The 18476-nt window shown below is 50.6% G+C and carries 9 protein-coding genes; all 9 read left to right on the top strand.

Features of this window, described 5'->3' with window-relative positions; all coding sequences use genetic code 11:
• Positions 1–24: 24 nt before the first annotated feature.
• The 9 genes from OCV29_RS08470 to OCV29_RS08430 all read left to right on the top strand — a co-directional run bounded on the left by OCV29_RS08470 (position 25) and on the right by OCV29_RS08430 (position 18426).
• Positions 25–1653: a phage baseplate assembly protein V gene (locus tag OCV29_RS08470; protein ID WP_073604005.1), complete on the top strand. Its 1629-nt coding sequence runs from the start codon at positions 25–27 to the stop codon at positions 1651–1653.
• A 2-nt stretch (positions 1654–1655) separates the two neighbouring features.
• Positions 1656–2057: a GPW/gp25 family protein gene (locus OCV29_RS08465; RefSeq protein WP_073604004.1), complete on the top strand. Its 402-nt coding sequence runs from the start codon at positions 1656–1658 to the stop codon at positions 2055–2057.
• 129 nt (positions 2058–2186) lie between these two features.
• Positions 2187–5429 (top strand): baseplate J/gp47 family protein, encoded by a 3243-nt coding sequence (locus tag OCV29_RS08460; RefSeq protein ID WP_073604003.1) that lies wholly within the window; start codon positions 2187–2189, stop codon positions 5427–5429.
• Between the two features lie 64 nt (positions 5430–5493).
• The gene (locus OCV29_RS08455; protein ID WP_073604002.1) at positions 5494–8007 is read left to right on the top strand and encodes a hypothetical protein; all 2514 of its coding nucleotides are present in this window, start codon (positions 5494–5496) and stop codon (positions 8005–8007) included.
• Between the two features lie 2 nt (positions 8008–8009).
• Complete coding sequence (locus OCV29_RS08450; RefSeq protein ID WP_073604001.1) at positions 8010–12779, top strand: hypothetical protein; 4770 nt, start codon at positions 8010–8012, stop codon at positions 12777–12779.
• A 142-nt stretch (positions 12780–12921) separates the two neighbouring features.
• On the top strand, positions 12922–16362 hold the full coding sequence (locus OCV29_RS08445) for a contractile injection system tape measure protein (RefSeq protein WP_139281591.1): 3441 nt from the start codon (positions 12922–12924) through the stop codon (positions 16360–16362).
• A 112-nt stretch (positions 16363–16474) separates the two neighbouring features.
• Positions 16475–16933 carry a hypothetical protein gene (locus OCV29_RS08440; protein WP_073603999.1) on the top strand — a complete coding sequence of 153 codons (459 nt, stop codon included), beginning with the start codon at positions 16475–16477 and terminating at the stop codon, positions 16931–16933.
• A 19-nt stretch (positions 16934–16952) separates the two neighbouring features.
• Complete coding sequence (locus OCV29_RS08435) at positions 16953–17486, top strand: hypothetical protein (RefSeq protein ID WP_084193327.1); 534 nt, start codon at positions 16953–16955, stop codon at positions 17484–17486.
• A gap of 202 nt (positions 17487–17688) precedes the next feature.
• Complete coding sequence (locus OCV29_RS08430) at positions 17689–18426, top strand: hypothetical protein (protein WP_261887386.1); 738 nt, start codon at positions 17689–17691, stop codon at positions 18424–18426.
• Positions 18427–18476: the final 50 nt, after the last annotated feature.

Below are 18476 nucleotides of genomic sequence, written 5' to 3'. Positions count from 1 at the left end.
GGACAAATCATCAGGAGAAGAACCATGGTCACCAGACTGAAAATCAAGGTCGGGGAAACCTCACTGAACGAATCCGATGTGTATGAATTTCAGTGCTTTCACCGGGTGAATGCCATTCCGGAGCTGAAATTAGCTATCCGCGATGGCGACCTGACTCAGGAAACCTTTGATCGCGCCGACAATGCGGACTTTGCACCGGGAAAAACCATCAGTCTCAACGGCGGCGTGGATGATGCGAAACATCTGCTGTTTGAAGGCATCATTACTGCCGTCAGTGTACGCTTTGATTCGTTTGACGGCCCACGGCTCATTCTGACCGCCAAAGGAGAAGCCGTAAAACTGGCGGAACATCCGGTTAATTTTGTCAGTAACAAAGAAATCGAAGATAAGGCACTCATTACACAAGTTGCCGCACTCAGCGCCGGATACACGTTTAAACAAGGGCTGAAAACCATTGCAGATAACCAGATCAAACATAGCCAGTATGCCGTCTTTCAACAAAGTCCGTGGCGGATTATTTTTTCCCGGCTGATAGAAAATGGCGCTGTCTTTTGTCCATCGCCGAAAGGGGACAGTCTGGTCACGCTGGCAAAACTGCAACCCAAACAAGCCCCGGAGCCATTGATGGTGCATGAGGTGCACCGTTGTGAATTAACCGCAGATACCCAGTCCTGTTTTAAACAAATCACTGCCACCGCCTGGGACAATGAGAAGCAAGCGCTTTTTCCTGTCGCAAAAGGTGCAGCCGGGGGATTTAAAACCCTCGACAAAGCGGATGCTGCGCTGGGCCGAAAGCCCCGGACAATCGTCTGTCCAGCCCCTAAAACCAGTGCACAGCTGACAGCCCGGGCAAATGGCGAAACCAACTTTCGTCAGCTCGATCTGTGTCGGGGATGTGTGACGGCGTCACATATAGCCATCGATAAAGTCGCACAACTCGAGCTGCTGATGCAGCTCGACGTGAAAGGAGCAGGCGCAACGCTGGCAAAACAACATCTGATCACGGGGATCTCGCACCATTTCACACCGGCCAGCTGGCTGATTGATATTGAGCTCGGCCTGCCATTGAACCACAGCTTGTATGCACCGGAGGCAAAACTGCCCCCGATGCCGGTCATGAACGGCACTATCGCTGCCTTTAAAGCCAATGAAAAGTTACCACAGACTCTGCCAGTGATTGTGCCGGCGCTGGATGCGGCTGAAATATACGCCCGTCAGCTCACACCGTGGGCCGGAAAAGAGCAGGGGCTGTTTCTGCAACCTCATCCCGGCGATGAAGTCCTGATCGGATTTATTGGCGGCGAGGGCAGCCACCCGGTGATTCTCGGCGGATGCTTTAATAAAAATAACCCGCCGCCACAGCCGTATGATGAAAAAAATAATCAGGCCGGACTCTACTTTAAGGACGAGCAACTCTCGTTATTTATCGATCGGGAGAAAAAGTCTTTCAACATCTCTGTCGCGGATAAAGTCAAACTCGCCATGACAGAAGCAGAAGGCGTCAGCCTCGGTGATGATAAAAATGCAATGGTGCTTGGCAAGGCGGCCGACTTCGCATGTGAAGGGGATGTCAGCATCAAACCCGGCGGCAAACTGATCGTCAAGGCCAAAGGCAATGTCGAAGTGACAGCCCCGAAAACGGAGATTAAATAACCATGAGTGATTCTGTGACAGGAACCGGCTGGCAATTTCCGCCCCGGTTTACCTCCCCGCAAAATGGCCCGGTGATGCTGGAAAGCACACCATTACTGGAACAGTCGATCTATCTGCTGCTCAACACCCAGACCGGGGAACGGCCACTGAACCCAGAAGTTGGCTGTGGGTTGAGCCATTTTATGTTTACCGAAACCACCCCCCTGATGCTGACGGAACTGAAACAGGAAATCGCCTCGACCATTCTGGCTTATGAACCCCGGATTGATCTGGAAGAGATTCAGTTTGATACCAGCGACATCGATCAGGGACGACTGAATATCGTGCTGACATACCGGGTTCGCCAGACCAACGCCCGCAGCAATATGGTGTTTCCGTTTTATCTGAACGAAAACAGCAACTGACGGTCCTTCCTTTCCGCTCTCTCATTCATCAACTTCAATTCCGCACCGGTCTGATGTCTCCTCATCGGCTTTCCGGCTGACGGAAACGATTTGTCATACCTTGTCCTGTATGACTTTCAGGAACTTATTATGTCAGATATCAAAACCGGCACTCAGGCCGGAGCGGCCTTTACCGTGCTCAATTTCTCCGAGACCGGGCAAACCCGGCCCAATCGGGTGCTGGCCGAACAACAGGGTGATTACTTTTCGATTGAGTCCCGCTCATTCAGCGAGTGGATGGCTTATCTGCGTCAGGCAGCGACACATTTGCGTTTTTATCACAGCGACACTGCACAGGTCAGCGGTAACTGGGCCGGCGCTATTCCGGATGCAGCTCAATCTCTGGCACTGGAGCGGTTACTGGACGGTGAAACCGTCCCCGCTGCCATCCAGACACTGGCTTCCCGGCCGGATATTGCGGCGTTGCTGGCTTTTTTCTCCCTGATGCGTTATCCCGCCGCACAATTCCGGGCACTGACCGGTGAACAGATGCAGCACTACTACCGGGATGTGCTGGGCTTCCGGCCGTTGGATGCGCAGGCCGATCAGGTCCATCTGGTGATTCAGCCGGATGACAGTGTGAATTCGGTCACGCTGCCTTCGGGGACGCTGTTTGGCGGACCGTCAGACAGTCATGACACCCCACTGTATTACCAGACCGAACAAACCGGCACATTTACTCACGCACAGGTGACTCTGGCAAAAACACTCTCTGGTCTCTGGAGCGAAGAATCAGATGCCCGTTTATTAACGCTGGCTATCGATACCGAAAACGGACTGGATACCGGCACCCAAGACAGACTGACTTTCGGTGAAACCGCAAATGAGACGCTGTCAAACAGTGCGTATCAGCAGGAGTGCCAGATTGGTTTTACGCTGGCATCTCCGGCACTTTATCTGTCCGGCGGCGTCCGTCAGATCAGGATTAAATGTCACCAGCGCAGCGTTATTGAGCAAGCCGGTTTAGCACTGAAAACATGGTTTGATATTGCGATATCAACCAGTGAAGGGCTCATCACACTGTCAGAAGAGGACGACGAAAGCAGCTCACTGTGGAAATTCGGTGAAAATACGAAAGACCAGCATGACGATTTGATTTTGGAATTTCAGCCTGCATTTCCTGCCATTACAGGTCTGAGTGATGATCTGGCTCCCGGCGTCACCACTTTGCCACATTTACAGTTTGTCCTGAAAAATGATCAGGAGCGCAATGCAGCAGCACTCAAAGATGATCGCTTTACCAGCCTGACATTAACCATTAATGTCAGTGAATTGCAGGGCGTGGTTGCAGAAAGCGATCAAACCACACTGGACACATCCGCACCTTTTGAGCCGTTAACGTCCAGGCCGCTGATTGGCAGCCGGTTTCACTTCATTCATCCGGAGCTTTTGGTGAAACCCATTGCAACGGCCACGCTGCACTTTCACTGGCTCGGGCAGCCAGAATCGCTGCAAACACACTATCAGCCTTATTTAAGCTACCGGCAGAGCCTTCAGGAAAAAGATAAGACAGATACAAGCGCCAGCACGGAGAATACCACAGGAGAAACCGGTGAAACCAAACCGCAGTCATCATGGCCAATGCCGGCCTTTCAGTTCAGCCGGTCTGACAGCAATGAGGCCCCGGTGGGCAGTGACCCGTTATTTTCCATCACCGATCCGGCCTCTCAAACGATTGGCAGCGTCCAGTCTTTGGCATTACCCGCATCGGGTTTTTCAGCAACACTGTATGACTGGTCCGGACTGCCTGCATCAGAACCGGCAGCCACCGATTGGCCGAAATATTATACCCTGACCCTCAGTGAGAACGACTTTGGCCATAGTGAATTTTCTGCCGTCAGCCAATATGTGGCTTACCAGAATTCGCAGGGCATGACGGCTAATGATGGTGATTTCAAGCCCACACTGTTAATGGAACCTTATACACCACAAATCAGCCAGTTAATGCTGTCTTATCAGAGTACAACGGACATTTCACCAGCTTCATTTCAGCGTAACCCACTGAGCGGATTACAGTGGATTCACCCGCTGGGCAGGCCGGGAATCAATCAGGGCGATGCCATCGCTCTGTTACCTGATCTGTCCGCAAATGGATATCTGTATATTGGTCTGAGTGATGTCACCACACCGGGCAACCTGCGTCTCTATATTCAGATTGATCCGGTCGATGGCAGTAATGCCGGTGAGGATAGTTTCGTCAAATGGCAGTATCTGACCCCAACCGGGTGGCAAACACTCCGCAGCAGTGCCGACGGTGCAGATACCGAAAAAGGACGTATCGTACAGGATTCAACCCGTTCATTACTCAACTCCGGGCTGATGGTGTTTGAACTGCCGCAAATGAGTGACTTACTTTCCGGATTAGGGGATGAACGCCTCTGGTTACAGGCGTCGCTGTTTAACAGCAGCGCAGAAATCAGTGATGGCACCCATTTGCCCGATTCGGTCTGGTATTCCACTATCAAAGGCATTTATGCGCAGGGCATCAGCGCCCGGCTGGTCACATCAGATGTCGCACCTTCGCATTACGGGCAACCGCTGCCGGCAGAGTCAGTCACCGGACTGGCAGAACCCGATGCCAGAGTCAGTTCAGTCACACAACCCTGGCCGGGGTTTGGTGGACGAATAGCAGAAACCGATGCGCAAATGAACGTCCGGGCCGCTGAACGACTGCGACATAAGAACCGGGCGGTAACACTCTGGGACTATGAACATCTGGTATTGAATCAGTTTCCTGAAGTCTATATGGCCCGCGGCTTTATTCCGGACGAAGCAACCGCCGATCTGGCGATGGTGGTCGTGCCGGTGAATTATGACACCAGTTTGCTGCAACCCAAACTGCCACTTTATATGCATCAAAAAATCCAGACCTATGTCCAATCGGTCTGTCCGCCGGGCGTTTCCGTCGATGTCCGCGATCCGCTTTATGAAGAATTGAGTTTCCATATCGCCCTGAAAATCAGCCCTGACTACGATACGGATGTGGTCGTCAGTGAACTCAATCAACTACTGATCACAAACTTAACTCCCTGGCAGGGCAGCTCAGACAGTGAGATCACATTCCGCCGGTCTGTTTACCTGACCGAACTCGCCAATGTGCTGGAAACACATCCGGCTGTCCTGTTGGTACATTACATCCGGGGCACCATCCGGCGGGCAGGTGAAGATGAAGCCGAAACGCTCGATCCGGACTGTAATGTGATCGAGCCGGGGAGTCCAGGGGCCATTCTGGTTCCGGCAGAGAATCACACCTTCACGTTGGTTGCTCAGGACGTTGACATTATTGAAGGCATCGGAAAATGGCGGATTGAACTTGACTTTATCGTAGGTTGAGTCACAGACATGCCACACAACACATGCAGTCACACTGAATTTCAAACTCTCAGGAAAAGGTGCTATGACGACCGTTTCAGATACCACTTCTATATCCCGCGAAGCGCGGGAAGAAGACGGGCAAAACCTCCCGTTACTCCAACAACAGGCTTTAACCGCTATTCAGCAATACGCCGGTGAACAATGGACCGATCATAACCCGGCAGATCCGGGGATAACACTGCTGGAAGTGCTGACCTTTGTGATCTCCGATTTAAGTTACCGGCTCGGCTTTCCGCTCCGGGATCTGATGGCTTGGCCACCGGCCGGGGCAGACAGTGCCGGAGAGCCTTTCTGGCTTGCCCCGCAAATTTTGCCCTCGAACGGTGTGACCTTACAGGACTATCAGCGGATCATCATGGACATATCCGGCATCCGGGCTGTGATGCTTGCACAGGAAGAAGACACGGGCAGGCTGTCTGTCACCGTCGATACGGAGGCAAACACACCAACCACCTATGCCCGCCGTCAACAACTGGCGCATACCATCCGTCAGCGCTTTCTTGCTGAGCGAAATATTAATGACGATATTGCCCGGGTCCGGTTTATCAAAAAGCATCAGGTCACACTGGAACTGGCGCTGGAATTCGGCCCTTTGTCAGACCCGGTGAGCACGATTGCTGAAGTACTTTCCATGCTGCAACAAACTATCTCTCCGGATGTCACACGGCAGACGCTGGGTGAATTACTTGATGCAGGACAATCGGCAGATTCTGTTTTTGAAGGCCCATACACAGAGCGGGGATTTATTGATGATGAAGCGCTCGAAAGCGTCTTTCCACAAACGCTCTATGCATCCGATTTAATTGCCTCACTGGAGACGATAATCTCTCTGAAACGGGTCCGGCATCTGACTTTTTCCGGGCCGGATACTCAGGCAGATTTCAGGCAGAATAAGTGGGTCAGCTGGCAATACATGATCGACACCGATGGGAACAGCGATCCGGAATCCATCATACTCAACACGGATGCAACACTGGATGCGCTGAGCATCGAGATCGATGGCCAGACTTTTCCTTTGTCAGACACGCACAAAACCGCGATCAAAGCGTTGCTGGCACAAACTGACAGCGATGATCAGACCAGCGACACCGACACCACATTGACCGATCTGAACCATTATCAGCAAGGGCAATACCGGATGTTGAGTCATTACCGCTCATTGCAACATGAATTTCCGGCGGTTTATCAGCTTGCCAGTCAGCGGCTGGACGGTGACATTGATAGTGCAGAGCTGGCCACAATAATGCAGTTGAAAGGGTTCCTGACCCTGTTTGATCAAATTCTTGCGGATCAGTTTGCACAGCTGGAAACCCTGAAAGTCTTGCTGGCGCTGCCGGGTCAGTCTGCTCTGGCTCAGCTGGCCGGTTTGTTCGACAAAATGCTGGCCAGCGAGTTTTTATCCGCTCAGGATCGCATCACCTTCTGGCAGGCGGTCAAAGCATTACCTGCAACCTCTGTCAGCCAGCCAGTGACTGGTATCAGTGGTATGGCGAATCTGCTGGGGACGTATTTTACCCGTTATCAGCAGCAGGGCTTTCAACAGCAGGCTGAACCGCCATTCAGTGACTGGCAGCTGGAGCGACTGAACCTCAGTTTATCTCATCTGATGGCCCGCTATGCAGAAACGACACCTGATGCCAATTTGCTGCGTTATCACCCGGTCTTTGCTTTTTATCTCACCCCGTTGAAACAGGCAATGCCAGCCTCATTATCACAGACAGAAACCCTAGATGATCAGACGTTGCTGCAACGTTTGGTACAGTTAAAGCAGGTCGTGGATAAAGCCATGATTTTAAGTGATTATCCACGACTCAGCCGTCTGCGGGCTGGGGGATTTAACTACCTCAGCAGCCAGCCATGTCAGGATTTTTCACCGGCTTTGACACACCGGATTCTACGCTTCCTTGGTGTCACGAATACCGCAGTGATGCCACTGGCAACCCGCAACCGGGAAGGGCTTTATCTGGTAGAAAGCGCACTGTTGTGGGCCGGAGAAACGGATGGGCTGCCGGTCAGCAAAAATACACTGTATGTCATTATACCTGACTGGCCAACCCGCTTCAGACACACCAGATTTCGCCAGTTACTCGCTGGCCGTATCCGTCAGGAAACGCCGGTTCATCTGACCGTGAAGTGGATCGCACTGGAGCGGGAAACGATGAGTAACTTTGAACAGCTCTATTATGCCTGGCTGAACGCCATGAGCCGCTGTCCGCTGGAAATTGATTATGGCGATGATGCGACCGGGGAACCCGTTCCGGCGCATCAGATTCAGGACGCAGACCAGAACTGGCTGACAGAGTTATCACAGCGGCTCAATCAGTTTCTGCATGAGCCGGATACGCTTGTGATTTTACCGGAACAATATCATCCCACAATTGGTGAAGCCACGATCAGACAAAACTTCCGGGTGGGGTATCAACCACTGGATTTCTTACATCCGATCACGGAACTGTCAAAGGCCGTCATTCACCCTTCAGACCAAAAGAACGTATTTTGCGTCGATATTCAACAACCTAACATTATTAAGGAATAAACATGAGCACCAGTGATAACCTGACTCAAACTCTGTTAACGGCTGATGAAGATGACTCTTCCGCATTACGCACTGCCGCAGAACTCAAAGCTGCTTTTGCTGATAATCAAACACCGACCGGCGAAGACTTTGCTCACCTGATTGATTCAGCCTTTAACCAGTTAGATGGCCCCATCCGGACGTTAACCGATTCGGAAACGGCGGAAGTCAGCCTGGCTGTGGATACAGAAGTCAGCTTTAAACAGCAGGTGGATATCAGCGGCGATTTACAGGTACAAAAGGCAGTCACTGTCGAGTCGCTTAAGACATCAGATGATGCGGATATCGGTGGCACGCTGTCGGCGGATAAAATGCACGTATACCGGTCTCTGGAAGTCGATGAAATTACACAGCTCAATGGCACAGCAAAGATTCGTAAAACCGGTGGCCAGACCGGGCCTGCACTGGTTGTCGAAGGAAATATCGACTGCGAACATGTGACGGTTGATGACACAATCACACTGGGTGGCGAGCAGGCACAGATTGCCATTCAAGAGAAAGCCACGCCGGAAAAACCGTCATTACTGGTGCAACATGGGGAAGAAACCATGCTGGCGATAGATGAGAAAGGGCAGTTATCACTGGGATTAAACGGGGAGCAATCGAGTGCCAAGCTCCATATTCGCTACCGCCCGGACGATGACGATACCTTGTTCCGCATTGATAATCAGGCCAATGATACAACGCCGGTTGCCGTGACATGCGATGGCACCATGGGGATCGGGACGGCTTCTCCGCATAACATGCTGGATGTGACAGAATCCGTCAGTATCGGCTACGATGCGCCACACCCCGTTTCTCCCGAAAACAGCCTGGCGGTTTCGAACCGGGTTGGTGTCGGAACTTATCAGCCAATGGCACGGGTCGATATTCATACCGCAGAAACGGAAGCAGCAGTAATTGCGCGTAGTGGTGATAAAAACTTATTGTATGTGAATCAGGATGGCATCACGACCGATGTTAATCTGAAGGTTTCAGGCCAGTCTTCACTCGGGCAGACAACCGTGGACCACAACCTGGATGTCATGCAGACCACATCTCTGAAAGGCGATTTAACGGTTGATAAAACAGCTCAGATTCAGGGGCTGCTGTCAGCCGCGGCAGACACGCAGTTACAAACCGTCACCGCTGCCGGAAAAGCGACACTGAATAAAGAGCTGATTGTTAGCGGCGATACCAAGCACGATGGTGCGGTAGGCATCGGTCTGGGGATTGGCGATGGACATAACCCGAATGCCGGCCTGCATGTGCGGGAAAGAGACAATCAGATGGCGCTGCGGGTAGAAAACAAGGAGGGCCATAACCAGTTACAAATCAGCGGCGGCAAAATCAGCATGGGTGAAACCGGGGGGGAAAACTCCGTCGCGCTCAGTGTTTATGGCGAAACTGAAGTAAAGGGCAATACTGAAGTTCAGGGTAATACCACTCTGGATGGCGAACTAACGGTCAAACAAACTGCGACTCTGGCACAGGGCGCGACGGTGAACGAGCAACTGACCGTGACCCGTTCCGGGGATGGGACTCATCCGGCATTAAAAGTCCGGGTGAACGACAATCAAACCGCCGCAGAAATCAGTCATGGCGAAGGAGAGAACGAGCAAACATTATTTATTGCCACAGGTGACAAAGTCGGGATTCACCGTCCTAATCCTAAGACAGCATTCCATGTGGGTAAAGAGGCCCGGTTTGATAAATCCGTTGATTGTGCGGAAACACTGACAGTTGAAGGGAAAACTATCGCCAGGAACCATCTGGAGCTCACCGGCCGGCTCAACATTAATACCGGCGACTGTGATAAAGCCCAGGTTCACATCGCTCATGATGAGAAGAAGCCCAGCCTGATCGTGAATGGTGCGACACAAGACACACCGGCTCTGGTCATCGAAGACGGCAAACTCGGGATTGCAACCAACACACCGGCGCGACATCTCGATGTGTGTGGGGATGCATCCGTCAGCGGTCATTTCAGTGTCGGCGAGATCCTGTCTGTCGGGGATGATTCGGTGACGCTGTCACAAAAAGCAGATAAGCCAGCATTAACAGTGAAAAAAACCGGTGAAGAAAGCAGTGATAGCGGGATTTCCGTCTCCTGTGACCGGATCGGCATCAATACAACACCGGATGTCAACCTGCATGTGAAAGGTGACACGACCCTCGATGGTGACACGCAATCCAAGACGCTATCAGTTCTGAAAAAACTGGAAGTCAGCGGAACAACCAAACTGGCAGCAACCGGTGTGACCGGCAAAGTGACCATCAACAATCCGGCAGCGCAGGACAATATTGATGTTCACCTGCGTCAGTCCGGTCTCAGTCAGACCGCCTTACGGATAGACAAAACAGAGGGAGAGGCATCTTTCACCGTCAAGTCCGGTAAAACCGGAATTAATCTCTCAGACCCGCAGTGCACGCTGGATGTTGACGGCGATATTCATGGCTGGAATACGCTCACCATTGACGGAGAACTCACCGCAAAAGCACAAAGTTATTTTGAGAAAACCGCCTATGTGAAGGAGAACATGGCTTTCTCGGTTAAAACCCCCAAAGGCCGGATTCATATTGCAGAACAGGAAAGTGATGATGCGGCTTTGCGCATCGATTATGGCAGTGGTGAAAACCAGACCGCTCTGGTCGCCCGGCAGGGAAAACTGGGGATCGGTGTCGTGAATCCGAAGTCTGAACTGGACATCCGGGGCGATGCTGTCATCGATGGCGAGCTGAAAGTGGATGGCACGACATTTCTGGATAACTATCTGAATGTTGCACAGGATGCCGTGTTCGATTCAGATGTCGTGGTCAAAGAGAAAGCAAAACTCAAAGATCAGGCGCTGATCGGGCGTTATGAGGAGATTAATCCGGAACTGACGCCAAATGCCCAGCTGTATATTGCCGATACGCATTTCAAGGAAGCGTTCCGTATTGACGCCGCAGATTATCCAAGCCTGGTCTTTATGGATGGCAAACTGGGGCTGGGGCAAAGCACACCGGCGGTCACGCTCGATGTCGCCGGAGAAGCATATGTTTCCGGTCCGGTGAAATTCAACGCGGAACTGAATGTTCAGGGCGATATCACGGCCATCAACAACATTGAAGGCCGCGGAAAACTGGATATCAGCCAGAAAGCAACGTTTGGTTCTGATGTGTTAATTCGTGGTGATCTGTACATCGAAGATAAAACCGATATCGAAGAAGAGTTAACCGTACTTGGTGCAACCGTGTTGAAAAACACGCTGGCAGTGACCGGTGCTTCGCGGCTTGAAGCTTCACTGGATGTCAAAGGTAAAACAGAAGTCGGTGCCGATCTGAGTGTCAGCGGAGATACCCGGCTGAAGCAGAACGCCAGCGTGAACGGCTCACTCAATATTGGCCAGTCAGTTTCTGCCACGGGTAATATCAGTGCCGGTGTATCAGGCGCGACCAAAGCGAAGTTGCATGTCGGTTTCGCCAGCGGACAGGACGGCTTTGTCTTTGAACGAACTGACAATGCATCACAGCCAGCATTGATTCTCAACAGTCAGGGGCAGGTGGGTATCGGCCAGTCGGCCCCTCAGGCCACACTGGATGTGCTGGGAGATGCTTGTTTCAGCAGTCAGCTTCAGGCTGCATCACTGAGTGCAACCGGTCTGGTTTCCGGCAGCCAGCTTCAGGCCGGACGAAGCCTGAGCATTGGCGGCGGTCAGTCCGTGAATGGCATTTCAACCGATTTCCGCCTTGGCGGAGATAATGCAGCAGATACACTGCTGCCCACACAATCAGCGGTGAAAGCTTATATTGATAATGTGGTGGTTCCGTTTGGTCAGGGCGGGAAAACATACACCATCAGTACACAGGCTGATTTTGATGATGTATTTAACCGGGGTGAAACGACTATCGTTGACAGTCACACCACCGTATTGCTGCTGCCACTAGGCAATCAGGATTACAACACAACCAGTTATGTGCTGAAAAATTCGGTGCGCTTACGTCAGGGCGTCGCCATTGTCGGCTTTAATCCGCTAACCACCCGGATCGTAAAATCAGAAGCGAATCACAGATTTGAACTGATTGGAACGCAGGACGTTCCGGTCACACTGGTCACTTTTACAGGGTTCACCTTTGATGGCCGGGGCATGGAAAGCAGCCGCAACGGTGGCGCTTTGTATCTCGAATATGTTCAGGATTGTATTTTTAACTGCCGGTTCGAAAATCACACCACCTGGGGAGATGGCGGGGCAATTTACGGCGTGATGAATCAATCATCTGACCCTTATACAGTCAGCCATATTGAAGCACGTTATATCCTGAACTGTCAGGCAAAAGTGCAAAGCAGCAGCACGGATGTGCAACGTAATGAAGGTGGCGCAGCTTACGGGCTGAATCGCTCGGTGATCGGCGCGTATAACTGTGCGGCTGAACAGGGCGGTGCCGTGGCATATTGTCAGGCCTCGCAGGTGACAGCGGAAGGCTGTTCCGCCAGTCAGAATGGCGGGGCGGCATATCGTTGTCCGCAAATTCGTTTGAACGCCTGTGACTGTACGGCGGATATGCTCGATGGTAAAGGTGGCGCAGCGTACTTCTGTTCAGACATGATCTGTGAAGGTCAGTGGCTGAATAACAATGCAGCAGAAGGACCGCACATTTATGCGTCCAATCATCTGACCGGCAATATGGAAGAACGTCATTACTGGAAAGGCGATTATATTGGCCGGCGCATCGATGACGGCACCAGTGTCTGGCGGACACATAACGAATAATCGTCTGACACCCTGACGAAGTCACACTGTCATCCCGTTCAGCGGACAAAGTCTCATTTTGTCTGATGAACGGGATTTTTTTATTCACAAAATGCAGCTGACTGCGTCAATCACATATTCATCGCCAACCTGTGCAAATTTTATGAGTATTTACATCGATCAACTCACACTCAAACTGGATATTGAGCCTTTAGCCGATGCGGCACAGGCTGAAGCGCTGCAACTGAAGCTGGATCAGTTACCAGCACTGATCAAACAGGCCTTGCGTGAGCAGTATGTGTCTGCTGCTGCGCTGAACAGACTGGCGGATATACCGGTCATTGTACCGGATATTGATGTGCAGGAATTATTAACCAAACCAGAACAAGTCGCTGTGTCGGTTGCAGGCTATGTCGCGCAGGCTTTTCATCAGAAGGCCCGGCCAGCCGGTCAATATTCAGATGGAAGCAGCCACCTGCCGGCAATGCCATTCTGTGTGAACCTCCCATCCGACATTGCCAGCCCAGCTGATTTTTCAGATCCAGAGGCATTGACCCGCTTTTTTATTCGTGCACTGCGTGATGGGCGTCTCTCTCAACTCACCTCCTTACAGGCAGAGCAAATTGCCCGGACATTGCTCGGTATTCTGTTGCCACAGCAACACAGTTACTTTTCCGTGCAATCTGAGGTCACCAAAAACCGGCAGGGTCAACGGGAACAGCAAAAAATCAATCATCCTGCGGTTTTGCCGCGATCCTGTCTGTCAGGAATTCAGGGGACTCATGCCGGGGAGACGGCTTGCCGTCAGGAACTTATCGCCCGGCTTGCTGAATCTGTGTATCATCCGCTGTTTTTCAGTCGCTGGGTCAGTTTTCTGCTTAAAATTCATCCCTCACAAGCATGTGCGATTCTGCTGGCTATCCTGAACGAGAAGACGATTGCCGACGCGTACCTCACCAGACAACTTACCGCACAACTTCAAACCAAAGCCATGGCGGCCCCCCTGATCCGGACGACCTTCATACTCAAAGCCCGCTTTGACGGGGCGGAACGATGTAAACGTCTCTCATACTGGCTGAATTTACACACACTGCCGGGAACAGAAACACTCATTTTGCGCCAGCTGGAAACATTACTGCTCAGCAGTCAGGAAAACCGGGTTCTGGAGGCAGTCACAACCTGGATCAATATCGTGCAGCTCCGGCCACCGACGCCGGCAGATAAAGCCGTGCTATCGCGTCTCAGCCAGACTATACCTGCGTTGCAGCTGTCTGACCCGTTACCGGGGCGTTTCCCTGAGCAGATCACGCCACACAGAATATCTGATACCAGAGCAACCACAGCGCCTGCTGTCATGACGCATGCGGATATTTTTCCGGATCATGTTTTTTCTCCGGAGCAAAAATTAGCGACAGGAACAGGTTCAGCGAAAAGAGGAACAGAAAGAGACAGTGAGCCCGGAACATTTGAGGAGCAGCGTATTTTCAGCGGGCGGCAGCAGCGACAACATTGGCAGGAGATTGGAGATCTTCTTGTTACAATGTCACAAAAAACTGTTCATCCTGTTCAATGGGTCATCCATGTGGAACGGCTGACTGAAATGCTCAGGTTAACCAGGCAAAAACCGCTTTCGTTACAAATATTATCCTGCAATGCAGCACTGATATTGCAGCAGTTACAACAAAAAATCCTTCCTGATTCGGCAAGGGAATACTGGTCCGGGTTACTGCTTTTATTACATAAAATCAGTCTGCTCACATCGCTCACTAAAGAAATAAAAAACGACACGACCCACCCATTGATTCTGTCAGCGGATGAGTGCCGTTCGGTATTAAAGCACAGCCTGACTGACCTCAGAGTCGCTTTGATGAATCCTGACGTTGATCCGGAAATACAAACTTTATTTCTTCGTCTCTGGCCAGTGGATGACGGTGTATTTACCACAACAGAACCTGTTTCAGAAAATGACGCGGGTTTCGATACAGAAGTATTCCGTCAACTCATTGAGCGAATCACAGAGAAGCACACCGAATCGGCACAGAGCGAACAACAGTTACTCACTCAGGCGATGCGCTGGTTCAATCTGCAACGACACGAAATGGCGTCATCCACTGGCCAGAGCCCACACGCCCGATCTCTGAATACTCAATCTTCAGCAACGCAGTATTCCGGCGGGATGTTCGCAAACGCAGAACCTTCAAGAATAACTGAACACCCGCGACACCAGTCTGCAAAAGCCAGTCATCCAGAGACAAAACAACCAACAGAGCAGCAGCTTCCCGGCGACTTAGCCAGCAGGCCAGACGATCTTTCTCTCCACAGATTAGCCAGATACTGCCTGCTTCTGATGTGGTTACCAGGTCGTTTATCCCATCGGATGCAGGCTGCGGACATGCTCAAAACCATTGCCTCAGGTTTACAGGCTAACGCGAACCTTCAACAGAAGCATCAACATAAGATTTCATCAGAGATATTTTCCCGGTTCCGTCAGCTTCTGCATGAAATTTCCTCAGAACGATGCCAATCCGGACTGACAGTCAAAGAGTCGGGACAGGCGGTTAATCAGGCTCAACCCGCCCGGTATGGCACCATGGCGCAAAACGATCATCAGAATAAACAGAAAAAAACGGCCTTATCTGACCTTGAATTATCTTACCTTGAAACAGCAGCAAAACGGGCCGGGCTGGATCCGCTGCCGTCGCTGATCATGATGCAATTTACTCAGGCACAACAACAGAAAGCTTTATCCGCTTTTGTTGACCATTGGCTTGAAACTGAAACTCAACTCAGGAATCAGGACAGCAAACTAAACCCCGGAACAGATCTGGCTCACCCCGGGACAGTACATGTTTTATCACAATGGCAACAGCAGTTTGCCGCCAACACGACTGAATCAGGGCAGGGAAAAATAACAGCATGGATCTCCGGAGCTTATCCGGCTTTGCTCAGCCAGCAGGATATTAATGAAGCCATACAGCAGCAACGGGATATCAAACCAGTTTTGACGGCGGCTCGACTGACGGTGATCGAACAAATTCAGCGTCTGTCCGTATCGGCTTTACCTGAATCACAATGGACATCAGATGGCGGTCTGGTCTTATTGTGGCCATTTCTGCCAACACTGTTTCACCGTTTATCTTTGCTGGTTCCTGTCAGCGATGAACAGGGGCGGTCAAGTCAGGCATTTATCTCTGAGGCCGCCCGGTTAAAAGCCTATTCACTCCTGATCTATCTGTTGGGAGAAGACATTATCCAGGACGGATACGCCGGAATCGCCAATCTGTTGACCGGCTATGAAGCCGATACGTTGATCGATACCACCGAACCGCTTACAGAAGAAGAGCAACAAGAAGCAGATCGCATGTTGAACGCCGTCGTCAGCCGCTGGGACGCCTTAAAAAATATGTCTGCACCGGCATTCCGGCAATTATTTTTGCAGCGGCCCGCCAAAACTGAACCGTCAGCGCTTGGGTTCAGCATCTGTGTTGAGAAACAAACCATTGATATTCTGATGGAAAAAATGCCGTGGGGGATTGGTATTATCCGGCTGCCCTGGCTGGGAGAAACCGTATTATCGGTGAGTTATACCCAGGTGACCATGTAAAAAATACCGGTTTTCTGTTCACAAAACGGAATTGAAATCGTCTTATCAGTGAAAACAAAATATCAGTGGAAACAAAGTATCAGCAACTGCACAGGGAGAAAAGGAGACGATTATGGCTGACTTTTTTAGCGCTTTCGGGCATTTAATCGAAGATGTATTTGAGCAGGATGCCTATCAGGCCGGTTTATCTGAACTTCCGCTGGAAAAGCTGGGAAAACAGGCCGAGCTGTGGCGCTATGCCATCAAAAGTGAAGGCTGGCATGAAGAAACATTCGATTTAGTTTTCAGGGAGTGCTACCGGGACAATGTATGGCAGGTACTGGGTGGTGATGATATTCAGGCTCAGCCGATTGCGGATTCTCTTTTCCGGTATGCCTCATTTACCAACTGTCATCATACGATCCGGCTGATGCAGGCAGTACTGGGCATGCGTCCCACAGGTTATATGACCCCGGAGAATATTGCTTATCTGAACCTGATTGATGAAGAGACGTTCTACCGGTGTTTTTCTTCAGGTAAAGTGGCGTTAATGCCGGAAACATTACGCCATCAACTGTGCGAGCTGTATTAGTCCTGATGAGGAGTGAGAGATGTTGGAACTGATTATGGGACTGTTTTCCTCCTCAGGCGTCGGCGCCATCGTCGGGCTTGTGGGCAGTTGGCTGACCCGCCGGGAAGAAAGGCAAAATCTTGAAATAAAACTCAGCCATGAACAGGAAATGTTCCGGTTAAAACAGATGCAGCGCACCCAACAGTACAACCATGAACTGAAAATGGCAGAGCAGGGCACAGAGTCCATCAAACAGCAGGGGAAGTTTGCCGTAGAAGTTGCACAGACTGAAGCATTTGAAACCAGCCAAAAGACGAATATGCCGCTGGATAATCGCTTCGCCGAGCTGATTCGCGGCTTAATGCGGCCATTCATTACCCTTTATCTACTGGTGATCGCAACCCTGATCGCGCGCCATATCAGTGGCTATATGAACGAGATGACCACCTTGATCGATCATCAGGAACTCACTCAGATATTCCGGAATACCTTAGAGCAGGTCATGTTCTTAACAACAACCGCAGTCACCTGGTGGTTTGGCTCCAGGCCGGGCCACAGAAATACCGGGAGATAGTATTAATCAAAGTTTTCCTGCCTTAAATTCCTTTCATTTCTCCTGCCTTCAGGCTTTGTTGTTCCCGGTCCGCCGGGAGAAAGCCTCCTTTTCTGAAAGCGTGAAATTTTTAATTGAATCGCTTGCTGAATAGATCGAGATAAGTATAGTTGTCACGCTATAACGCAATCTGACAATTATAAAATTAAAAAAGGAATAGATAATGAAAATACTTTTAGGTGTTAGTGTTTGTATTTTATCTTCTGTTTTGTTGACCGCCTGCGGTAATCAGGATGATGATGAAACAACAAGCTCTTCATCATCATCTTCTTCGACATCAGTATCAGGTTTCTCTAAGCATAATGGTATTTATGTGAATACGGATGATTTTGCTTTTATGCTTGTTGACAGCAATCGTAAGAGCCATAGTTTAATTGTTGGCGATGTAGCAGGAAAAGATGTCTATCTAACGACATCAGGCAGCGCTGACAATAACAATACTTATATAACCAAGGGATTGATTTACTCCGATGCGAATCAATTCATCTCCAGCACCTCAACAAAGCTGACCGCTGCATTTACAGATACGGCTGCAATATTGACCGGAACATTCAATGGCTCAGATCTTATATATTCATTCAATAAAAAGGGGAATAGCTCCGAATCGTTGACTCAAATTGCCGGAACCTACACAGATTCGGATACGGGCACGGTCTGGACAATCAATACTTCCGGCCCACTAACAATCAATGGCGATTGTCAGGTATCAGCAACACTCACACGCAACGACTCATATTTCAATCTGACAGATATCGAAGCAAGTAACTGTAATGATTCATCCTATGATGGAGAATATGAAGACGGCGTATTAATCACGGTCAATAACAATAATCATGACTATTTAGCCAGTGTCATGAACAGCCAACATTCCATCATATGGGGTCACATCGCAATCAACTAATAATATATCGTAACAGCAAAAAACCCCGTAAATTCATAGCGGGGTTTTTA

Origin of the sequence: Vibrio aerogenes (assembly GCF_024346755.1) — a bacterium.
GTDB lineage: Bacteria > Pseudomonadota > Gammaproteobacteria > Enterobacterales > Vibrionaceae > Vibrio > Vibrio aerogenes.
The sequence above is the reverse complement of the archived record's forward strand: the minus strand, read 5'-3'. Positions and strand labels throughout refer to the sequence as shown.

What these genes read in the sequence shown, in the direction of transcription:
- OCV29_RS08470 (WP_073604005.1), top strand. Translation starts at nt 25, where the DNA reads ATGGTCACCAGACTGAAAATCAAGGTCGGGGAAACCTCACTGAACGAA.
- OCV29_RS08465 (WP_073604004.1), top strand. Translation starts at nt 1,656, where the DNA reads ATGAGTGATTCTGTGACAGGAACCGGCTGGCAATTTCCGCCCCGGTTT.
- OCV29_RS08460 (WP_073604003.1), top strand. Translation starts at nt 2,187, where the DNA reads ATGTCAGATATCAAAACCGGCACTCAGGCCGGAGCGGCCTTTACCGTG.
- OCV29_RS08455 (WP_073604002.1), top strand. Translation starts at nt 5,494, where the DNA reads ATGACGACCGTTTCAGATACCACTTCTATATCCCGCGAAGCGCGGGAA.
- OCV29_RS08450 (WP_073604001.1), top strand. Translation starts at nt 8,010, where the DNA reads ATGAGCACCAGTGATAACCTGACTCAAACTCTGTTAACGGCTGATGAA.
- OCV29_RS08445 (WP_139281591.1), top strand. Translation starts at nt 12,922, where the DNA reads ATGAGTATTTACATCGATCAACTCACACTCAAACTGGATATTGAGCCT.
- OCV29_RS08440 (WP_073603999.1), top strand. Translation starts at nt 16,475, where the DNA reads ATGGCTGACTTTTTTAGCGCTTTCGGGCATTTAATCGAAGATGTATTT.
- OCV29_RS08435 (WP_084193327.1), top strand. Translation starts at nt 16,953, where the DNA reads ATGTTGGAACTGATTATGGGACTGTTTTCCTCCTCAGGCGTCGGCGCC.
- OCV29_RS08430 (WP_261887386.1), top strand. Translation starts at nt 17,689, where the DNA reads ATGAAAATACTTTTAGGTGTTAGTGTTTGTATTTTATCTTCTGTTTTG.